The organism is Exiguobacterium sp. s36, assembly GCF_018618345.1.
GTDB lineage: Bacteria > Bacillota > Bacilli > Exiguobacteriales > Exiguobacteriaceae > Exiguobacterium > Exiguobacterium chiriqhucha.
Genome location: NZ_JACSLW010000013.1, coordinates 13510 through 31231 on the forward strand (window position 1 = coordinate 13510; position 17722 = coordinate 31231).

Sequence of the window (17722 nt, forward strand, 5' to 3'; positions counted from 1 at the left end):
CCTCTCAATAAAACGAACGTTTGTTCTTATTTTATACCCGATTTGTCTCGTTTGAACAGCCTTTTTCGTGATTGGTGATCCGTGCGTCCTGTTTCCGTACTCTAGCTCGCTGGTCGTCGGTGTAAGGGACGTCAAAAAAATGACGCGCCCTCCGGCCCGTCTTCCTTCGCTTTAGGCTCAAAGCGAGGCTTTTCGCTCGTTGGCTACGGAAGCCTGGTTCTGCGTGCGCTCTACGCATTTTTTTGAGGCTCTCCCTGCGGTCGCCCTTGCACCGTCTCCCGACGCTCGCAACGAATCCGTCAACAGGACGCACAACGGTGTTCGTTCTGAGGACAGCTTTTCTATCTGAAAGGGGACAAACCAACATGGAACTATCCGCTATCATCGAGGTCATCCGTATCAAACAAGAGGTTCGCGAGGAGATGGTCGCCCTCGAGCATGCCATCATCCATTCTCCGGACAGTGCCCGGCAAATTGGGTCATCGTTCATCGGGGACGACGACCGTGAAGTGTTCCTCGTCATCATGCTCAACACGAAGAATCGGGTCATCGGCGTCCACCGGGCGCATGTCGGGAGCGTCAACTCGAGTGTCGTCCACCCACGGGAAGTCTTCAAATGCGCCATCTTGAACAACGCCTCGTGCCTCATCGTCTGCCATCAGCATCCGAGCGGGGACCCGACACCGAGCCGGGAGGACATCCTCGTCTCCGAACGGTTACATGAAGCAGGGGACCTCATCGGCATCCCGGTGCTCGACCATCTTATCCTCGGTGCGGACGAGTCGTATGTCAGCATGAAACAGCGAGGGTACATGGGTTGAACGGAATGGAGTGGGGCCGGGGGACCGGTCCCGGTCCGTCCGGTAAGGGCAAGGAAGAAAAACGTACGTTTTTCTTTGACTGGATGGGCGACTCGCGTTGCTCTCGCCTGGATCCATAGAGCGGGATCCGGAAAAGGGTCGTTTTCGCATGACGAAAACGAGATGGTTCGTGTGTGAAGATTGGACGTTGTTTTGGTCTGTCTCGTAAGAAGACTATTTGATGAAATGACAGAAGTGAAAACACGGTTTGTTTATTGAAAATGAGCATGTTTTCTAAACAAGCCCTAGGGCTTGTTTGAAACAACACCAGGGCTTACGTGAAATTAGGCGAGATGTTGTCTGCTTGGATGCGAGGTATCATGAGGCTATCAACAGGAGAGGAAGATTCAGATGGACAGTTACCAACTAGATCAACAGACGATGGACGAGATGACGGAGGTATTGCTTCGACGCCTTCCTGACCGGCTCCAAGAAGATTTTGACGACTTAAAACTTGTGAGCATGGATCTGCTTTGTGATGTTAAGGAAGGAGAGCGCTTGACCCACCTCACCGTCTTCTTCAATACCAATATGATTCGACGGAATCGTCGTACATAAGAAAAAGGAATGATTGTATACATGTAGATTTGTATACGTGTATACATGTATATGTGTATACAATTTTTAAAAGTCTTCATTTCTGTAGGTTTATGAACAAGGACTGAGCTGACTCTGGATGGGGAATCGGTCTTTAAAGGACCGGAAGGGGTGAGACGTGATGGACGAGGGGCTGCTTGATGACTATGCGTTTAAAGGATTGGATCCGTTTGTCCGGACGGTGTTTTCAGAACTGATGGAACATCCGGAATGGATGCGTGTCGTCGACAAGGAACATGGTGTCGAGAAGGTCGTCCGGTTCGATGACGGACGGAACTCGCCTTACTTCCGGGTGCTGATCTATCTGGATGCAGAAGAGCGTCCGATCAAGAAAGTGTATCTATACGGGACATGGGTGGTGGCGGATGGAGAAGTCAGCTTCGTCGTCTCAGAGCTATCCAAGGGTGTATTCGAATATGAAGTGATGCATGTCCATTGGCTCATCAAGTATCGGTTCAAAGATTGGGGCGTGTCTGAAGACGGGGCATGGGAGAAGGAATGGTGATCCGGGCTCATGCGTGAGCGTCTAACGCCAGGAGGCGAAGTCGCTCATCGCACCGCTGCCCCCCTGACGGCCCGGTAACAAGAGCTGCTGGCTCACCGCCGCATCTCTATGTTCCTGGCCCTTTCTAACGGGAGGCACGGAGCGTAAGGTAAAATCAAAAGCAAGAGCGTGGGCGCGTCTAACGCCACGCGGAGTGGCATTCGAATCTAGGACAGGCCCAAATCGCGGACGCAATTCTCGACAGGATTGTACACGACTCCTATAAAATCCTGGTCGATGGCGAAACCTCAATGAGGGAACACCACGGGCTAGGGATAAGCTAAGATCTTGGCCATCGATGAGTCGATGGCCTTTTTCTTCATATTGACTCGCTCAGTCGTCCGCACTAGTGGCTCTCTGTATCCGCAATACTCAGCAGGACAAAAAACGCATCCTTCGAGTTTTTGAGGATGCGTTTGAGCAATGTGACTCTATTTGACTCGCGTTTATATTCCTACATATAAGCATACAACTGATGGTAGTTTCCAAGGTGGAGCGACGGAATGGACGTATCAGACATTGGAGCGGAAAGGATATATCATAAAATTGGTATTTTTCGAGCATATATCACAAGGTTGATGTTGTCGCGCGATTCAATAAAAACGAGTTTTTTCATCATGGATTAGCTCGTCTATATTATTAATTGTAATAATTAAAATTTATTATTTTACTAATATTTCGTTTTTGGGCATAGAATGATAGCTTCTTGCTGTCGTATGTGAATATATAAAGTATTTACCGGGCTCTTCAAAAATATAAGAAATTACATACAGTCCGTCTTGTTGATAATTGGCTTCAATTTTTTCGTGTTGGCTTTCCTCTTGGCCTTCTTTCCATATCTCGAATTCAACTTTATCCGCATCGTCTACTTTCTCGTTTCTTTGAGAAACAGTTGCTATAAGTTCAATAACTTCGTTTGCTTTTACTATTTCAGGATCTGTTTTAAATTGTACATCAATTAATTCTGGAATCACTTCAGGTCCATTATTGCTTACTGTACTTCCACAACCAGATAATACTAACAAAACAATCAACAGTGAAAAAAACCTTGCCATCTTTTTTCTCTCCTTTAAACGATTTAATATTAACATACACGAAAATGTGATGTATTGATTATTACATTAAAAGTGACCTGATCATGCAATCTTATTAGCTATCGAGCATAGACCCCATGTCACTTTTAAGGTTCAAGACTTTATAGAGCGTCGTATGCTCGATTGGTTTACTTTTCTATATAAAAAATAAAGAAATGTACATTTTATATATTAAGTTCAATTTTATATATTAAGTTCAAAAGATATTAATTGAACTTAATCCAAAAAGTTGGATCATGAAATAGATCATCTGGTGACTTCGACAACCTAGGTTTGAATTTGGACCTTCATATCCGTAAATTTATCATCGACCGTTAGACACGGCCTTAGTAACCTAAGGTTCGTCTCGACGTATATTGCCAGTTGAAGGTCATCAAAGGAGAGAAGAGTCTGTACTTCAAGATTGAATCGATTAAAGATTGTCTACCCATCCATATCGTTTTTAATATCTACATAGTGAATGTGTATGTCGCACCTGAGATTGTATTCCCCAGGCACTCGTAGGGGGGTGGGGGCACGAACGAAAGCTCATCCTAACTTTCTGAAGTTTTTCTTGCGAGTCAGTTAGCGTTTGGTCACCGAGACTTTAAAAGCTTTCGGACATAAAAATCGCCCCATAAAAATTAGATTATCAGGTCCAACTTTTACGGGGCGTCTAATATTCTGTGGTCTAAATATTAAGTGATTTACTGAAGTAATTATATAGTGTTAAACAATTTCGCCTCTGAAATTCAGAAAAATTGGGATGGGTTGACTGTATTCCCTGCACTTGTAGCTGAGTACGAATAGTTTCCTCGATGGACTTCAAAGTGTAAATGAGAACCGGTCGAATTTCCGGTACTCCCCATCGCACCGATGTTCTGTCCTCGGGTCACACGTTGTCCGGCGGAAACGGACAATGAGCTCATGTGAGCATAAAGGGTAGTCCAAACTTGACCGCCTATGACATGCGTAATGATGACATGATTTCCATAAGGTCCACCCCAGCCTGCTCGAGTTACAGTTCCTGTTTGAGCAGCCATAATAGGAGTTCCTACTGGTCCAGCTGTATCTAGTGCATTATGGAAGCTGTAGCCATTGGCCCCGCCTGCTGGACCCCATCCTTGGGTTACGATACCTGAGGTTGGACGTTGAAAAACTCCGCCACTTGTTGGAGAAGCGAGTGAATCCGTAGTCTTTGAAGTGTTTACCACTTTCTCAGAGTTTGGTGATTTTTCGAGAGAGGCTTTATTCTCGCTGATTTCATTTTTTTCGGCACTTTTTGCTTCTGCAGCTTTACGCGCAGCCTCTTTGGTACGAATTTTAGCTTGTTCTTCAAGCCTTTGGGCTTCAATCTCTGCTTGAATTGATTTTTCTTGTTCTTGAAGCGTCGATTCCATTTGTTGCAAGCTTACCAATTTAGATGTGAACTGGATTTTTTCGGCCTCTAATTTTTTTATTTGAGCAGCCCGCACTTTAATTTTGCCGTTCAATTTTTTCTGACTATTCTCTAGCTCTTCTTTTTGACTAATAAGCTTATCTTTTTCAGTGTCCAATTCAGCTTTAGCAATTTGAAGCTTATTTTTTGTTGATTGATATTCTTTGAAAAGTTCTTGATCATTTTCTTGAATCGTCCCTGCGGTGATCATGCGTGAAACCAGATCACCAAAGTCTTTTGAACCAAAAATAAATTCAGCCCAGTTTATAGAAGAACCACCGTTTTTTTGCATCGTGACCATGCGTTCTTCCATCAATGTCTTTTGAGAGCTCATTTTTTTCTGGAATTCTTTAATTTGAGTTTGAATCTGAGCAATTTTCTTTTGGGTTGTCCGAATTTCAGCCTTCTTCTGGGTGACCTCATTGATAATATCCTGTAACTCGGATTCCAAGTCATTCAGTTTCTGTTCTTCGAGTGTGATATCTTGTTCACGCTGCTGAATTGACGTATTAGCTTTACGTTGCTCTGTAGAATTTTGCGCTTGCTTCTGCTGGATATTTTTTTGTTTTTCAGTCAAGTTTAAAGCGTAAGAAGGGGATGCGCTTTGAACTAACATAACACCAAGTAAAGTTGAAGCTATAATTTTTTTCATGGTAAACAATGTTGTTGCCTCCGTAACTTATCTCTATTATAAAAAATGCGTTGCTGGATAAAAGTATTCGTATCATGATTAAAACTCGAACCGGAATCATTGTATCAATATTACTTCACCATCTATATTTCTATTTCTTTTCATTTCTATGTCAGTTGTTCTTTTGAGTTTATTGTCATTCGAGTATATCAAGAGAAATACTTATAATGCCATTTTGATGAGGAAATGAATGATGACCACTGAATTTAGGACATTTTGTCTCAAATTCAGTGGTCAAATCGTTTGTTAGTATTTGTTTGGTGTTTATTTAGTAGTAACTCTTCATAAATTTATCAATTCCTTTGGCGGTTGCTTTGATCATGTTACTTCCCGACATATAGGAGCGATCTACTGAGTTAGCAATAAAGCCATATTCGATGAGAGTAGAAGGTACCGTGTTTCTTCCTACCACATAGACATCTTGTCGCTTAACGCCTCGATTTTTAAAATCTGGAACGTTCATGGCGATTTCTTGATTAATTACTTCACCTAATCTGCGGCTAGCGTTCGCATATGGATTTGTGGTGTACGCGCTAGAAGTAGGGACGAGTGCTTCATGACCTGTAGCGAAAGAAGGTGAAGAATTAATGTGGACGCTTATGAAAGCGTCAGCATCAAGCCTTTCTGATAGATTGGTCCGCTCAACAAGTGACAAGTATCTATCATTTGAGCGCGTTAGTTTCACTTCATAAAGCTCATAGTTTTTCTTTAGTTCGTCGGCCACACGATTAGCAATGTTTAGGGTGAGTACTTTTTCTTGAACTGTACCGTTTGAAGTCACTGCACCAGCATCTCCCCCACCGTGTCCAGCGTCAATTAAAATCACGTGTTTGTTAGCTGGAATCACCGGTGATTTTATAGGAGTTTTTCCGGTAAATGGTTGCACAAAACCAGATGATACGTAACCGACTTGATTGTTATATCGCACCTTGTACCAACTGGCGCTTTTCGATATGACAGAAATCGAAGTGCCTGAGGGAATTGTTGTCAAAATAGATCCGTAACGACTCGCTTGGTTACGTAAATTAAGATTTTCGATAGTAATATATGTTGGATAAGTGGATAAAGAATCCCCCGGTGCCACTTGCACTATATAATGTCGAGCAGGTGTGAATCCTGTAATACCGTTATACATAACTTTTAACCAAGAACCCGTTGTGCCCGATTTTCCTAGTACAGTCACTTCAGTAGATGCTGGAATCGTAATAAGGACCTTTGAGTTCACTAAAGACATGCTTGAGCGAATCTCGGTCGTTTGCTTACTTCGTGACTTCATAGCCGAGGGCGATATGGTTACATACTGACTTGCTACATAGCCTTGAGTCCCATTGTATGATACTTTATACCAAGGGCCTGAGGCAGCATGGTACATTAGTGGGCTGGACTTTGGGATAGTCATTAAAACGGGTGATTTGACAGATGGGCCCTTACGCAGATTTAGTGACGTTTTAGTTTTATATATTGTGTTTATTGAACTGACTGAATTTTTAGGTATAGGTTTTGGGGTCACGTACTTCGTTGAGACATAACCGATTTTTGAATTGAATGAAACTTTAAACCAGGATTTATCTTCTCCATATACACCTATCTTCTTAATGGTTTTTCCTTTTGGAATCGTCAAAAGGACATTGCTTTTTGAAGAGAACGAGGAACGCAAATTCAAATTTTCAGTTGTTACGAATAGAGATTCCTCTGCATGTACGACTTTTAGGACGTTAACACTAGTTAAAAGCTTAAAGGGAGAGAAAAAAGAAGTTAATAAAGCCAAGGAAATTACTAAGCTTATTCGAAATTTATGTTTAGACTTCATAATAGACTCCTCATATGTAGTTTTTTTGGTTGTAAAGACCCATGAATGGTTTTTTACTATCTGTATGGTACTTATCCTTTAAATATTAGTCATTCTATGCAACGATTATTGGCTTTCGTCTATCTACAGTTAAAAGTTTTCTTGCCCTGTTTTAAAATGCACTATTATTAAGGGAAATAGACGTATTTTAAGAAATAAATTGGCCCTCCTTTCATCTGCATAAAAGTTTAGTTGCATGAATGTGTTAGAATGTAACTTGTTTGACTCATAGATTTCGTTTTTAGAAGTCCATGGATTCAATGTTGAAAAACTAAGGATACTCTAGTATTTTTAGCTATAATTCTTATAAAAGAAATAACGAATTTATAAAAGAGGTGAATTGTTTTGAAAACTAATCAACTATTGACTATTTTTACATCCGTAATAGTAATTGCAGTCTTAGCTTTTTTATTTTTAAATGATCAAAGTTCCGAAAAATCAAAGACTAAAATTGTTCAAGATGAAAAGATATCAGTTAATAATCAACCTACAATAGGTAAAAAGGAAGCGCCGATATCAATTGTAGAATTCGGAGACTATAAATGTCCTTCGTGTAAAGAGTGGGGTGAAACAATCTATCCTCAACTTGTAAAAGATTACATTGAAAGTGGGAAAGCTTCCTTTAGTTACATTAATGTTTTGTTTCACGGAGATGAGTCCACTTTAGCTGCCCTTGCATCAGAATCTGTTTACAAAAATCACCCAGAATCATTTTGGCAATTTCACAAAGCTATTTATGAAGCTCAACCTGACGTTCAAATACACGATGATCCATGGGTTACGGTGGAGAAAATGGAAGAGATTGCGACGAAGACTGTCCCTTCTCTAGATTTAAATAAATTTAGAGAAGACCTATCAAGTCGTTCTTCTAGATTAGAATCAGTTAAAATGGATGCGGCGCTCGTAGAAAAATACAATGTTACGCTGACCCCGACGATTGCAGTTAATGGGGTCATCCTTGAATATCCATTCGACTATACCTCTATAAAAAAACAAATTGAAAAGGAGCTAACCCAATGAGCGCTTCAGTAATAAATCGATATGGACTGTACCTCGCCTGGGTTGTTTCAATTACTGCAGTACTTGGAAGTCTATATTTTAGCGAAATTCGTGGTTTTATACCTTGTGAACTCTGTTGGATTCAACGAATCTTTATGTACCCAATAGCTTTGATTCTTGCAATTGCAGTTTTCAGAGAAGATAGCTCAATCAAATTTTATGTTCTCCCTTTATCAATAATCGGATTCTGTATCTCTTTTTACCACTATCTTGTACAAAAGGTGCCCGGCTTTTCGGAAGTCAGACCATGTGAACAAGGAGTTTCCTGTAATGCACAGTACATTGACTGGATGGGTTTTATCACAATTCCGTTTTTAGCGTTGACCGCCTTTTTTCTGATTACAGTCATTCTTGGACGAATCAGTACCAAACAGTAGTTTTTGATTTGGATTTGAAAAATGAAGAACTAATTGTATCAAATTGGTATGCTTACTAAAAAACAGCTTTGATTTAGAAAAACATGAAAAGCTTTTTGAAGTTGGAAAATAGATTAGACAATACCCAGTAAATAATTCAATTGACGTTTTTCTTAAAACGTTAGTGTACTATATTGTTTTTTTGAAAAAGCGTGACTACCTATCGAGTATGAGATCTAACTAGCTCTCTAATAGGTAGTTTTTGTATGGCTAAAAATAAGAAATAATCGCAAAACCAGAGAAAGTATCTCAAATCTTCAAGTATGTAGAGCTGATAGAATAAATGTTTTTTAAATTAAGTGTTGACGGCACAGCAAAAGTTTAATAAGTTATACATGAACATATGAACATATTAACATGTATAGTTATCATGAGCGGAGGTACTGACTTATGGATGAACCGATTGAAGATACTACAGAAAATGAAATAGAAATAGGGGCGCAGATTGACGATGAGACTCTATTTATTGTATCTCAGACGTTCAAGGCACTTAGTGACCCGACAAGAATTAAAATATTAACCCTGCTATGCACAAAGGAACATTCGGTCAACGGAATAGCTGATCTTCTTAACTTAAGTCAATCAAACGTGTCTCATCAGCTACGTTTTTTAAAAAATCTTCGACTTGTCAAGTTTAGAAGAGAAGGAACTACTCTATTTTATTCAGAAGATGATCACCATGTCATGAACTTACTAAGACAGGCGATTGAGCATGCGAAACACCACTAAATATAGTAAGGAGAGTTAATCTTATGGCACATAATCATGCACATGATCATTCTCATACCTCTAACAAAAAGATTTTGATCATTTCATTCTTTATTATTTCGGCATACATGGTTGTAGAGGCGATTGGAGGGTACCTTACAAATAGCTTAGCACTTTTAGCGGACGCAGGTCACATGCTTAGTGATGCGGCTTCGCTCGCTATTGCATTACTTGCCTTTAAATTAGGTGAACAAATAGCGAACAATCGTAAAACGTTCGGATATAGACGCTTCGAGATTCTAGCAGCTGTTTTAAACGGGGTCACACTCATACTGATTTCCATATATATCTTTTATGAGGCCATCAATCGATTTATTCAACCACCTGAGGTCGCATCCGTAGGAATGTTAATTGTTAGCAGTATTGGCCTTGCTATAAACCTTCTTGTTGGATGGATTATGTTAAGAGGTGCAGACGTAGAACATAATTTGAATATGCGAGGTGCTTATCTACATGTTGTAAGCGATACGTTGGGTTCAGTCGGTGCAATACTGGCAGCGCTTCTTATCATGGCATTTGGATGGAACTGGGCAGATCCGCTCGCAGGAATCATTGTAGCGGGACTTGTTTTACGAAGTGGTTACTTCGTGACGAAATCCGGATTGAACGTATTAATGGAAGGTGCACCACAAAACGTTGATGTCGAAAAGGTTCTTCAAGTCATTCACAACAAGGAGGGGGTACGGAGTATACACGACTTTCATCTTTGGAGTATCACAAGTGGAATGAATGCGCTCTCATGTCATGTTGTCGTTGATGGTAATTTACAAATCTATGACAGTGAGAATCTACTTCAAGAAATTGAACACGATTTAGCACATCTGAACGTTCAACACTCTACGATTCAATTCGAAACTCTTTCTCATCCTCACAGCGATGAATTGCTTTGCAAACTGAAGGTAGGGGAAGTAGTACATCAACATTAAAAAAATCACCTGTTGAGTAGGATTGACAATCAAGAGGAGGAGACAGCAATGCTGATTTTGGATAATAGTTACTTAATTTTGAGCATGTATAGAAACTCGATTTTTGGCAACGGAGTTTTGATAGATGATTGAATATATTTCTTCGTTAGAACCCCTTACTCAAGCATTGCTGGGTACTTTATTCACTTGGGGGATGACGGCGCTTGGTGCCGCGTTAGTGTTTATGACAAAATCAATGAATCAAAAGCTAATGGATGGGATGCTCGGTTTTGCTGGAGGAGTAATGATTGCCGCTAGTTTTTGGTCATTACTCTCACCTGCAATTGAGATGGCGGAACAAGATTCTCTTCCGGCGTGGTTACCAGCTGCAATCGGTTTCTTACTTGGAGGATTCTTTTTATCAGGTGTTGATAAAGTGATTCCACATCTGCATCCCACTTCACCGATGGATGAGGCTGAGGGTATAAACCCTAAGAAGAGAAAGCGGAGCACGTTACTGGTGTTAGCAATAACATTGCATAATATTCCAGAGGGACTTGCCATAGGCGTTGCATTTGGAGCAGTTGCAGCAGGATTCCCTTCATCATCAATCACGGGAGCTATCGCGCTGGCAATCGGAATCGGCATACAAAATTTCCCTGAGGGTGCTGCTGTGTCAATGCCATTGAGACGAGATGGATTATCTCGTCGTAAAAGTTTTTTCTATGGCCAGTTATCTGGTATGGTTGAACCGTTCGCGGCGTTGGTAGGAGTAGTAGCAGTACTCATAATGGAGCCTTTACTTCCGTTTGCGCTAAGCTTTGCTGCAGGAGCAATGATTTTTGTTGTAGTGGAGGAGGTAGTCCCAGGATCTCAAGAAAATGGAAACAAGGACTTGGCTTCTGTTTGTTTAATGTTTGGCTTTACAATCATGATGATTTTAGATGTGGCTTTAGGCTAAAATAATTATTTTTTTAATGGTTATCACTTTATTTTTTGACTGATATATATTCAAGATACTAACTATATTCGGAAGTGTAAATAATGAGCCTTAATTATATTTACTTTCAGTCGGTATTTTTACTGTTGGATAAATAAAAATACTAGAAGAAAAAATATAAAACCTCTTGCCCTGGCAATTAAAATCGTGGAGTTATCTATTTCATTCTGAAATTTCCTGAAAATTTTGGGGGTGATTTTGATAGAGAAGGAAAGCAAATTCGGAATTCAAGTGCTAGAGAAGGTGGAAGCCCACCAAGTCAGTATATACATCATTTTTTTGATGTTGGCAGTAATCTTTGGTCTATTGAATACAGAAGCTGTATATCTCGATATTTTTATTTCTCCCCTTTTAGGAGTTTTGATGTATGGGATGTTCGTTCAAATTCCGTTTCTGAAATCGAATGGATCTGCTACAAACATGAGGTTTGTGGTAGCTCTTTTATTAGGAAATTTTGTTGCCGTTCCTTTAATAGTTTAGGTTTTGGTTATCATATTTCTTCAAGATTCATCACTAATGCTGGGGGTGTATTTGGTGTTGTTAACACCGTGCATCGACTATGTGATTGTTTTTACAAAGATGGGAAAGGGAAACGAATCAATATTGTTAAAAGTAACACCGATTCTTTTAATTTTACAGACGATATTCTTACCCATATATTTATTCGTATTATTAGGAGAAAAGGCTATTAGTATCGTTAGGATGGGTCCATTTCTAGATGCATTTCTATTTTTGATTTTTATACCGCTTCTATTAGCGATAATGACACAATTGTGTTCTAAAAAGAGTTCTTTAGGTAATCGTATCATGAAAATGCCGCCATGGATTCCCGTTCCATTTATGTCTTTTGTACTTTTTGTGGTAGTTGCCTCTCAAATTAGGGAAGTGTATAGTGACCTCGGGACATTAATAGATGTAATACCAGTTTATATTTTATTTCTACTTATCATACCATGGGTGTCAAAGTCCCTTGGTAAGTTGTTCAAACTAGATATTGCTTCAAGAAGAGCAATTACATTTAGTATGGGAACAAGGAATTCACTTGTAGTTCTTCCATTAGCATCTATATTACCAGAGCCCCTATCAACACAAGTAGCTGTAGTGATCATTTTACAGACCGTTACCGAATTGTTCGGAGAAGTCTTATATATAAAATTAGTGCCTAAATGGTTCTAACAAATTAGATACATGTATTTAATTTCGCTTTCAAAAATTACGTCCTTCGATTGTTTATTAAAATATTAAGAACTGCGCTTAAGTTCTCAAGTATGCGTTGTTTACAATCAATAGGCAAAGAAATTTATTATATTGCAGAACGCTAGAGACCAGTATTATTCTAACAACTAACCTTTTTAAGGATGGACTACCAAGTGAGGAGAGATCGAACAATGGCGAGTACTGATAAGGCATCAAAAAATATCAAACTAGCATTTATAATTAATCTTGTTTTCTCGATTGGTGAATTTATCGGGGGATTTTTGATTAATAGTGTTGCAATCATGTCGGACGCCATTCACGATTTAGGTGATGCTCTTGCATTGGGCCTGTCCTGGTTCTTACAAAAATTTTCGAACAAAAAACCCGATCATAACTTCACTTTTGGATATAATCGTTTTTCCCTTTTAGGAGCATTAATAAATGCGACAATATTAATAATTGGATCTGTATATATTTTTACTCAAGCAATTCCTCTACTGTTTGAACCGGAGCATTCTAATGCACAAGGAATGATTTGGTTTGCAATTTTTGGTGTGCTTTTAAATGGTTTTGCGGCATTCCGTCTACACAAAGGAAAATCAGTAAATGAGGGAGTACTATCTTGGCACCTTTTAGAAGATGTTTTAGGTTGGATTGCCGTTCTTGTAGTAGGGATAGTTTTACTCTTCAAGGATATACATATACTTGACCCCATCCTATCAATTGCTATTGCGTTGTTTATATTAGTGAATGTGTTTCGTAATTTAGTTAAAACAATGAAAATACTTTTAGGTGCTGTCCCTGATGGTATTGACATCGATGAGGTGAAGCAAAAGATTGAAGGTATTGAAGAAGTGATTTCTGTTCAAAACCTATATGTCTGGTCAATTGATGGCGAAGATAACGCCATGAATTTACACTTAATAGTAGAAGAGATGAATCTAAAGGATTCAACTATTGTTAAACAAAAAGTCAAAGAAGTGACTTCAAAACTAGATGTTAAACATTCTACAATAGAGTTAGAATCAAAAAAACACAACTAAAGAAATAAGTCATCCTTGCACCAAATCCACACTGAGGTTCGACATATGAGTAAAAATTCTATACTTCATACCGTCTGATACCAATAAATACTTTTCTACGTGCAAGGAAACTGAATATCGAATGAGGGTATATTTAGAAACCCCCTCATTCGTTTTTTTTTTGAACACTATCGAAATTTCGTCTCTTAAAATAGGATGTATTCGAATGAATGAATGATTCCAAAACGAACGTTCAAATATTTAGATTTAATTGTCATAGTTTAGTAGACCTATCGACCGGATTTTCTTTCCATACTTCGGAGAATATTCCGGTCAATGAATAAGGTTCGGCCTCGATTAAAACTGTCTGATGATAAAAAAGCTGACAATGAAACCTAAAAAGATGACTCGGGAACAATACCGAAGTCATCTTAAAGCCGTCTTAAAAAACAGAGATCATTTATTTTTATCATACCCAGTACAAATTCGAGGATATAAAAATGAATATTTTTGTTTTTTTATTCTTTGACATTCATCAGTCTTAAACTGTTCAGTGCTACCAGAAGAGTTGCCCCCATATCGGACATAATAGCTATCCATAGGGTGAGCCAGCCCGGGATGACCAAGAGTAATGCAATCGCTTTGATACTGATAGCGAACGCGATGTTCACTTTGATAATATTTAGGGATTTTCGGCTCAATTTTATCGTAAACGGTAGTTTGCTCAAATCGTCGCCCATCAGGGCGACATCTGCTGTTTCCAAAGCGGTATCCGTTCCAGCACCACCCATGGCAATTCCAACAGTAGAGGCAGCGAGTGCCGGAGCGTCATTTACGCCGTCCCCGACCATCGCGACATTGTCGTACTCAGCTCGCAAGCGTTTAATGACATTTAATTTATCCTCTGGCATCAATTCTGCCTGGATTTCGTTGACGCCGACCTGCTGGCCGATGGCCTGACCGGTCCCTTTGTTGTCGCCCGTCAGCATGATTGTCTTCTTGATGCCCATTTGATGCAGCTTCTGGATGACTTCCTTGCTGGATTCACGGACTTCATCCGCCACGGCAATGACCGCGAGGATAGTTTGTTCCGTTCCGATGATCATGGCTGTCTTGCCCTGATTTTGAAGGGCTGTTACATTTTGTTCCAAGTTCTCATCGGCACTTGCGGCGCCCAGCTCGTTGAAGAGGATCGGGCTGCCGATATAGTACGTGGTTCCTTCGACGGTTCCTTTAATCCCTTTGCCGGTAATGGATGAGAAGTCCTCGACCAAGACCGAAGAATAAGAAATATTTTCTGCATCCGCTTTTTTCATGATGGCCGAAGCAAGGGGATGCTGTGAGCGGTACTCCAGTGCTGTGACGATAGAAAGCAGCTCTTTTTCACTGATTCCCTTGTTCAGCACTTCAAAGTCCGTGACAACCGGAACCCCTTTGGTCAAGGTGCCGGTCTTGTCAAACGCGATGGCTTTCAGCGCGCCCATTTCTTCCAAATACACGCCGCCTTTTACCAAAACGCCTTTTTTCGCTGCGTTCCCGATAGCAGATACAATCGAAATCGGAGTCGAAATGACCAAAGCACACGGGCAGCCTACGACTAGCACAGCCAATCCTTGGTAGACCCAGGTTTCCCAGCTGGCATCAAACAGAAGGGGAGGAACGATGGCTACAAGCGCAGCAACGACCATGATAATCGGTGTATAATATTTGGCAAATTTATCGACAAACGCCTGCGAAGGAGCCCGTTCGCCTTGTGCTTCCTCAACCAGGTGGATGATTTTCGCAATGGTTGTGTCTTCAACCAACTTCGTGACTTTGACTTCGAGCAAGCCTTCTTCATTCAGCGTGCCCGCGAAGACGTCATCGTTCACCGTTTTGGCGACCGGCACGGATTCCCCGGTGATCGCCGCCTGATTGACCGCCGAATAGCCGTTGGTCACCGTGCCGTCCATGGCAATCTTCTGTCCGGGTCTGACAATCATGGTGTCGCCCACCACAATGTCGTCCACCGAAATCAGCTGTTCCTGGCCATTCCGCCGGACGAGTGCTTCTTTCGGGGCAATGTCCATCAACGAACGGATGGATTGGCGGGCACGGTCCATGGAATAGCGTTCCAGTGCTTCACTGATCGCAAAGAGGATGACCACGATAGACGCTTCCGCCCATTCGCCGATAAAAGCCGCCCCGATGACGGCAACGGTCATGAGGGTTTTCATGTCGAAATCCAGGCGTATTAAATTCTGGAAACCGACTTTGAAGAGCGAGTACCCACCAATGACAATGGCTGCCACGAATAGGAGGGAGGTTATCAAATTTTCTTCTCCATTAACGTACTGGGAAATGTACCCGAAAACGATCAACAGGGTGGAGTAGAGCAAAGTGCTATGTTTTTGGTAGAACGGCACGTTGTCCTCTTTTTTGACTGTCACTTTTTCGGCTTCCGTTTTCGAACCAGCTGGCCGACCTGTAATTTCAGGAGCGACCTTCAGGTTTTCAAACGCCCCGGCTTTCTCCAATTCTTCGACGGTGGCTGCCCCGTAAACGGAAATCTTTGAAGCGCCGAAATTCACTTTGGCATCTTGGACACCGGGAAGCTGCTTGACGTTGTTCTCGAATTTCCCGGCGCAGTTGGCGCAGGTAAAGCCTTCGACCCGGAAAACGTTTTTGTCCTCTTTAGCCACGTTCACTTCCGGGAGCGACTGACGTTTCGGTTTTTCCGGTGCTACTTTCAAATTCTCGAAAGCGCCAGCTTTTTCCAGTTCCTCGACCGTTGCTTCGCCGTAAACGGAAATTTTCGAAGCGCCGAAATTCACTTTCGCATCCTCAACACCGGAAAGGTTTTTGACGTTCTTCTCGAATTTTCCGGCACAGTTGGCGCACGAAAATCCTTCCACACGGTAGACTGTTTTTTCTTCTTCTATCTTTGCTTTCTCAACCAACTTCAACAACCCCCTTCTGATGAGCGAAGGCCACTTGAACCAGATGTTTCACATGTGCATCATCCAACGAATAATAGACCAATTTGCCTTCTTTGCGGTATTTCGCCAACCCCATATTTTTTAACAGGCGCAGGTGGTAGGAAGCCGTCGCTGTAGAAGAGCCGATGATATTGGCGACGTCGCAAACACAGAGTTTGTCCTCCAGCGATAAGGCATAAGCGATTTTGATTCTCGTATCGTCGGACAATGCCTTGAAAATTTTCGCGACTTCCAACGGATTTTGCTCTGCAAGCTGTTGCTGGACTCGCACAACTTTTTCTTCGTCCACACACAAAATTTCGCATGTATCTTTGCTCATTTCATTTTCCTCTTTTCATCAAATAAATAGGTTGCAGTAAGTTTTTCTTCTATAGGAACAGAGCATGTGAAAAATCATTTCAGCTCACCAGTCTCCAAAGGAATCGAAAGGTTCCGTTCTCCATCATGATCAAGATGCCGAGTCCGATGAAGACAATCGGTACAATCCAGCGTTCCCATTTCTCAATCGTTTCAGAGACCGACTTAACGGATGCCAAACGGTAACTAAGGTAACACAAAATCGCGACCATGACGGCAAAGACAATAAGCATCACAACGGTTTCACTCAGATTCAAAGTTGAGAAATAGGGTATGTAGACGCCGATGTTGTCGCCGCCAGCCGCCAATGTAATGACTGTGACGGTTACAAACAAGCGATTGGATTTTCCGGAAGATAATCGGGACAGGATATCCTCTTCGTCGTTTTCTTCTTCCTCTTTAAACCACACTTTGATTCCTAGGTAAATCGGAATGAGTCCGAGCAACCCGACCCAATGTTCCGGAACGAAGGTAAGACCGGATGCAGCCAATAGACTGACACCAACCAATAGGGCTGTCCCCAAATACTGGCCGATGACAATGGATTTTAATTGGCCGGATTTTTTGGTCTGTGAAAACAAAATCAATAATATGATGACGTAATCAATGCTTGTTGCAATATAAGCTGCAATGGCGGAAAAAATAGTGGATATCAACATCACCAACTCCTTTGTAAATCCGAGCTTTAACGAATACTTTACTGTTAGTTAAACATTCAAATGAATGTTTGATTAAAGCAAGTGTATAAATATTTCGCTGGATTGTCAATCAAATGTTCAAACGAATGTTTAAATGTTATGTTTTACACGCTAAAACCTGTAGGAAAGGGAAACAATAAATACAGAATAAGCTTTTAAGGGTTCCACCAGATAAAGGTTTACATATGAGATATTATCGGAAGAGAGGAAGCCCAAAAGCTTCTTCTCTTTTCTACTTAAATTCAATTAACACAAAAAAGTTTTCAAAAA

General features: G+C 40.9%; 16 protein-coding genes and 1 pseudogene. 11 read left to right on the top strand and 6 right to left on the bottom strand.

Features of this window, described 5'->3' with window-relative positions:
• Positions 1–365: 365 nt before the first annotated feature.
• The 4 genes and pseudogenes from KNP95_RS15500 to KNP95_RS15515 all read left to right on the top strand — a co-directional run.
• On the top strand, positions 366–821 hold the full coding sequence (locus tag KNP95_RS15500; protein WP_034799670.1) for a JAB domain-containing protein: 456 nt from the start codon (positions 366–368) through the stop codon (positions 819–821).
• Between the two features lie 390 nt (positions 822–1211).
• A complete protein-coding gene (locus tag KNP95_RS15505) occupies positions 1212–1418 on the top strand; it encodes a hypothetical protein (RefSeq protein ID WP_029596469.1) in 207 nt (68 codons plus the stop codon).
• Between the two features lie 160 nt (positions 1419–1578).
• A complete protein-coding gene (locus KNP95_RS15510; RefSeq protein ID WP_214838273.1) occupies positions 1579–1962 on the top strand; it encodes a hypothetical protein in 384 nt (127 codons plus the stop codon).
• A 194-nt stretch (positions 1963–2156) separates the two neighbouring features.
• Positions 2157–2285, top strand: a pseudogene (locus KNP95_RS15515) (ATP-binding protein); the annotation flags it as partial.
• A 378-nt stretch (positions 2286–2663) separates the two neighbouring features.
• Here KNP95_RS15515 and KNP95_RS15520 read toward each other — a convergent pair.
• The 3 genes from KNP95_RS15520 to KNP95_RS15530 all read right to left on the bottom strand — a co-directional run bounded on the left by KNP95_RS15520 (position 2664) and on the right by KNP95_RS15530 (position 7013).
• Complete coding sequence (locus KNP95_RS15520; RefSeq protein ID WP_214838277.1) at positions 2664–3056, bottom strand: FixH family protein; 393 nt, start codon at positions 3054–3056, stop codon at positions 2664–2666.
• A gap of 770 nt (positions 3057–3826) precedes the next feature.
• A complete protein-coding gene (locus KNP95_RS15525) occupies positions 3827–5164 on the bottom strand; it encodes a murein hydrolase activator EnvC family protein (protein ID WP_029336183.1) in 1338 nt (445 codons plus the stop codon).
• A gap of 307 nt (positions 5165–5471) precedes the next feature.
• A complete protein-coding gene (locus KNP95_RS15530) occupies positions 5472–7013 on the bottom strand; it encodes an N-acetylmuramoyl-L-alanine amidase (RefSeq protein WP_214838279.1) in 1542 nt (513 codons plus the stop codon).
• Positions 7014–7397: 384 nt separating this feature from the next.
• Between KNP95_RS15530 and KNP95_RS15535 the strand changes: the two genes are divergently transcribed.
• The 7 genes from KNP95_RS15535 to KNP95_RS15565 all read left to right on the top strand — a co-directional run bounded on the left by KNP95_RS15535 (position 7398) and on the right by KNP95_RS15565 (position 13440).
• Positions 7398–8072, top strand: a complete 675-nt coding sequence (locus KNP95_RS15535) for a thioredoxin domain-containing protein (protein WP_214838283.1) — start codon at positions 7398–7400, stop codon at positions 8070–8072.
• A complete protein-coding gene (locus tag KNP95_RS15540) occupies positions 8069–8488 on the top strand; it encodes a disulfide oxidoreductase (protein WP_029336179.1) in 420 nt (139 codons plus the stop codon). The genes KNP95_RS15535 and KNP95_RS15540 overlap by 4 nt, the downstream gene beginning before the upstream one ends.
• Before the next feature lie 429 nt (positions 8489–8917).
• Positions 8918–9256 (top strand): ArsR/SmtB family transcription factor, encoded by a 339-nt coding sequence (locus KNP95_RS15545; RefSeq protein ID WP_029336177.1) that lies wholly within the window; start codon positions 8918–8920, stop codon positions 9254–9256.
• Between the two features lie 23 nt (positions 9257–9279).
• Positions 9280–10221: a cation diffusion facilitator family transporter gene (locus KNP95_RS15550; protein ID WP_029336176.1), complete on the top strand. Its 942-nt coding sequence runs from the start codon at positions 9280–9282 to the stop codon at positions 10219–10221.
• Between the two features lie 124 nt (positions 10222–10345).
• Positions 10346–11161, top strand: coding sequence for a ZIP family metal transporter (locus tag KNP95_RS15555; protein ID WP_029336175.1), 816 nt, complete (start codon positions 10346–10348; stop codon positions 11159–11161).
• Positions 11162–11683: 522 nt separating this feature from the next.
• Entirely contained in the window at positions 11684–12376 is a 693-nt protein-coding gene (locus KNP95_RS15560) for an arsenic resistance protein (protein WP_260564226.1), read from the top strand.
• Between the two features lie 212 nt (positions 12377–12588).
• On the top strand, positions 12589–13440 hold the full coding sequence (locus KNP95_RS15565; RefSeq protein WP_214762936.1) for a cation diffusion facilitator family transporter: 852 nt from the start codon (positions 12589–12591) through the stop codon (positions 13438–13440).
• 497 nt (positions 13441–13937) lie between these two features.
• Here the strand turns inward: KNP95_RS15565 and KNP95_RS15570 are convergent, their stop codons facing one another.
• From KNP95_RS15570 to KNP95_RS15580, 3 genes are all read right to left on the bottom strand, one after another.
• Positions 13938–16358 (bottom strand): heavy metal translocating P-type ATPase, encoded by a 2421-nt coding sequence (locus KNP95_RS15570; RefSeq protein ID WP_251136643.1) that lies wholly within the window; start codon positions 16356–16358, stop codon positions 13938–13940.
• A complete protein-coding gene (locus tag KNP95_RS15575; protein WP_034781981.1) occupies positions 16351–16716 on the bottom strand; it encodes an ArsR/SmtB family transcription factor in 366 nt (121 codons plus the stop codon). The genes KNP95_RS15570 and KNP95_RS15575 overlap by 8 nt, the downstream gene beginning before the upstream one ends.
• Before the next feature lie 79 nt (positions 16717–16795).
• Positions 16796–17410, bottom strand: coding sequence for a CadD family cadmium resistance transporter (locus tag KNP95_RS15580; protein ID WP_034781986.1), 615 nt, complete (start codon positions 17408–17410; stop codon positions 16796–16798).
• Positions 17411–17722: the final 312 nt, after the last annotated feature.

Excerpts from the sequence above, each read along its gene's own strand:
- KNP95_RS15500 (WP_034799670.1), top strand. The coding sequence starts at position 366 with ATGGAACTATCCGCTATCATCGAGGTCATCCGTATCAAACAAGAGGTT.
- KNP95_RS15505 (WP_029596469.1), top strand. The coding sequence starts at position 1,212 with ATGGACAGTTACCAACTAGATCAACAGACGATGGACGAGATGACGGAG.
- KNP95_RS15510 (WP_214838273.1), top strand. The coding sequence starts at position 1,579 with ATGGACGAGGGGCTGCTTGATGACTATGCGTTTAAAGGATTGGATCCG.
- KNP95_RS15520 (WP_214838277.1), bottom strand. The coding sequence starts at position 3,056 with ATGGCAAGGTTTTTTTCACTGTTGATTGTTTTGTTAGTATTATCTGGT.
- KNP95_RS15525 (WP_029336183.1), bottom strand. The coding sequence starts at position 5,164 with ATGAAAAAAATTATAGCTTCAACTTTACTTGGTGTTATGTTAGTTCAA.
- KNP95_RS15530 (WP_214838279.1), bottom strand. The coding sequence starts at position 7,013 with ATGAAGTCTAAACATAAATTTCGAATAAGCTTAGTAATTTCCTTGGCT.
- KNP95_RS15540 (WP_029336179.1), top strand. The coding sequence starts at position 8,069 with ATGAGCGCTTCAGTAATAAATCGATATGGACTGTACCTCGCCTGGGTT.
- KNP95_RS15545 (WP_029336177.1), top strand. The coding sequence starts at position 8,918 with ATGGATGAACCGATTGAAGATACTACAGAAAATGAAATAGAAATAGGG.
- KNP95_RS15550 (WP_029336176.1), top strand. The coding sequence starts at position 9,280 with ATGGCACATAATCATGCACATGATCATTCTCATACCTCTAACAAAAAG.
- KNP95_RS15555 (WP_029336175.1), top strand. The coding sequence starts at position 10,346 with ATGATTGAATATATTTCTTCGTTAGAACCCCTTACTCAAGCATTGCTG.
- KNP95_RS15565 (WP_214762936.1), top strand. The coding sequence starts at position 12,589 with ATGGCGAGTACTGATAAGGCATCAAAAAATATCAAACTAGCATTTATA.
- KNP95_RS15575 (WP_034781981.1), bottom strand. The coding sequence starts at position 16,716 with ATGAGCAAAGATACATGCGAAATTTTGTGTGTGGACGAAGAAAAAGTT.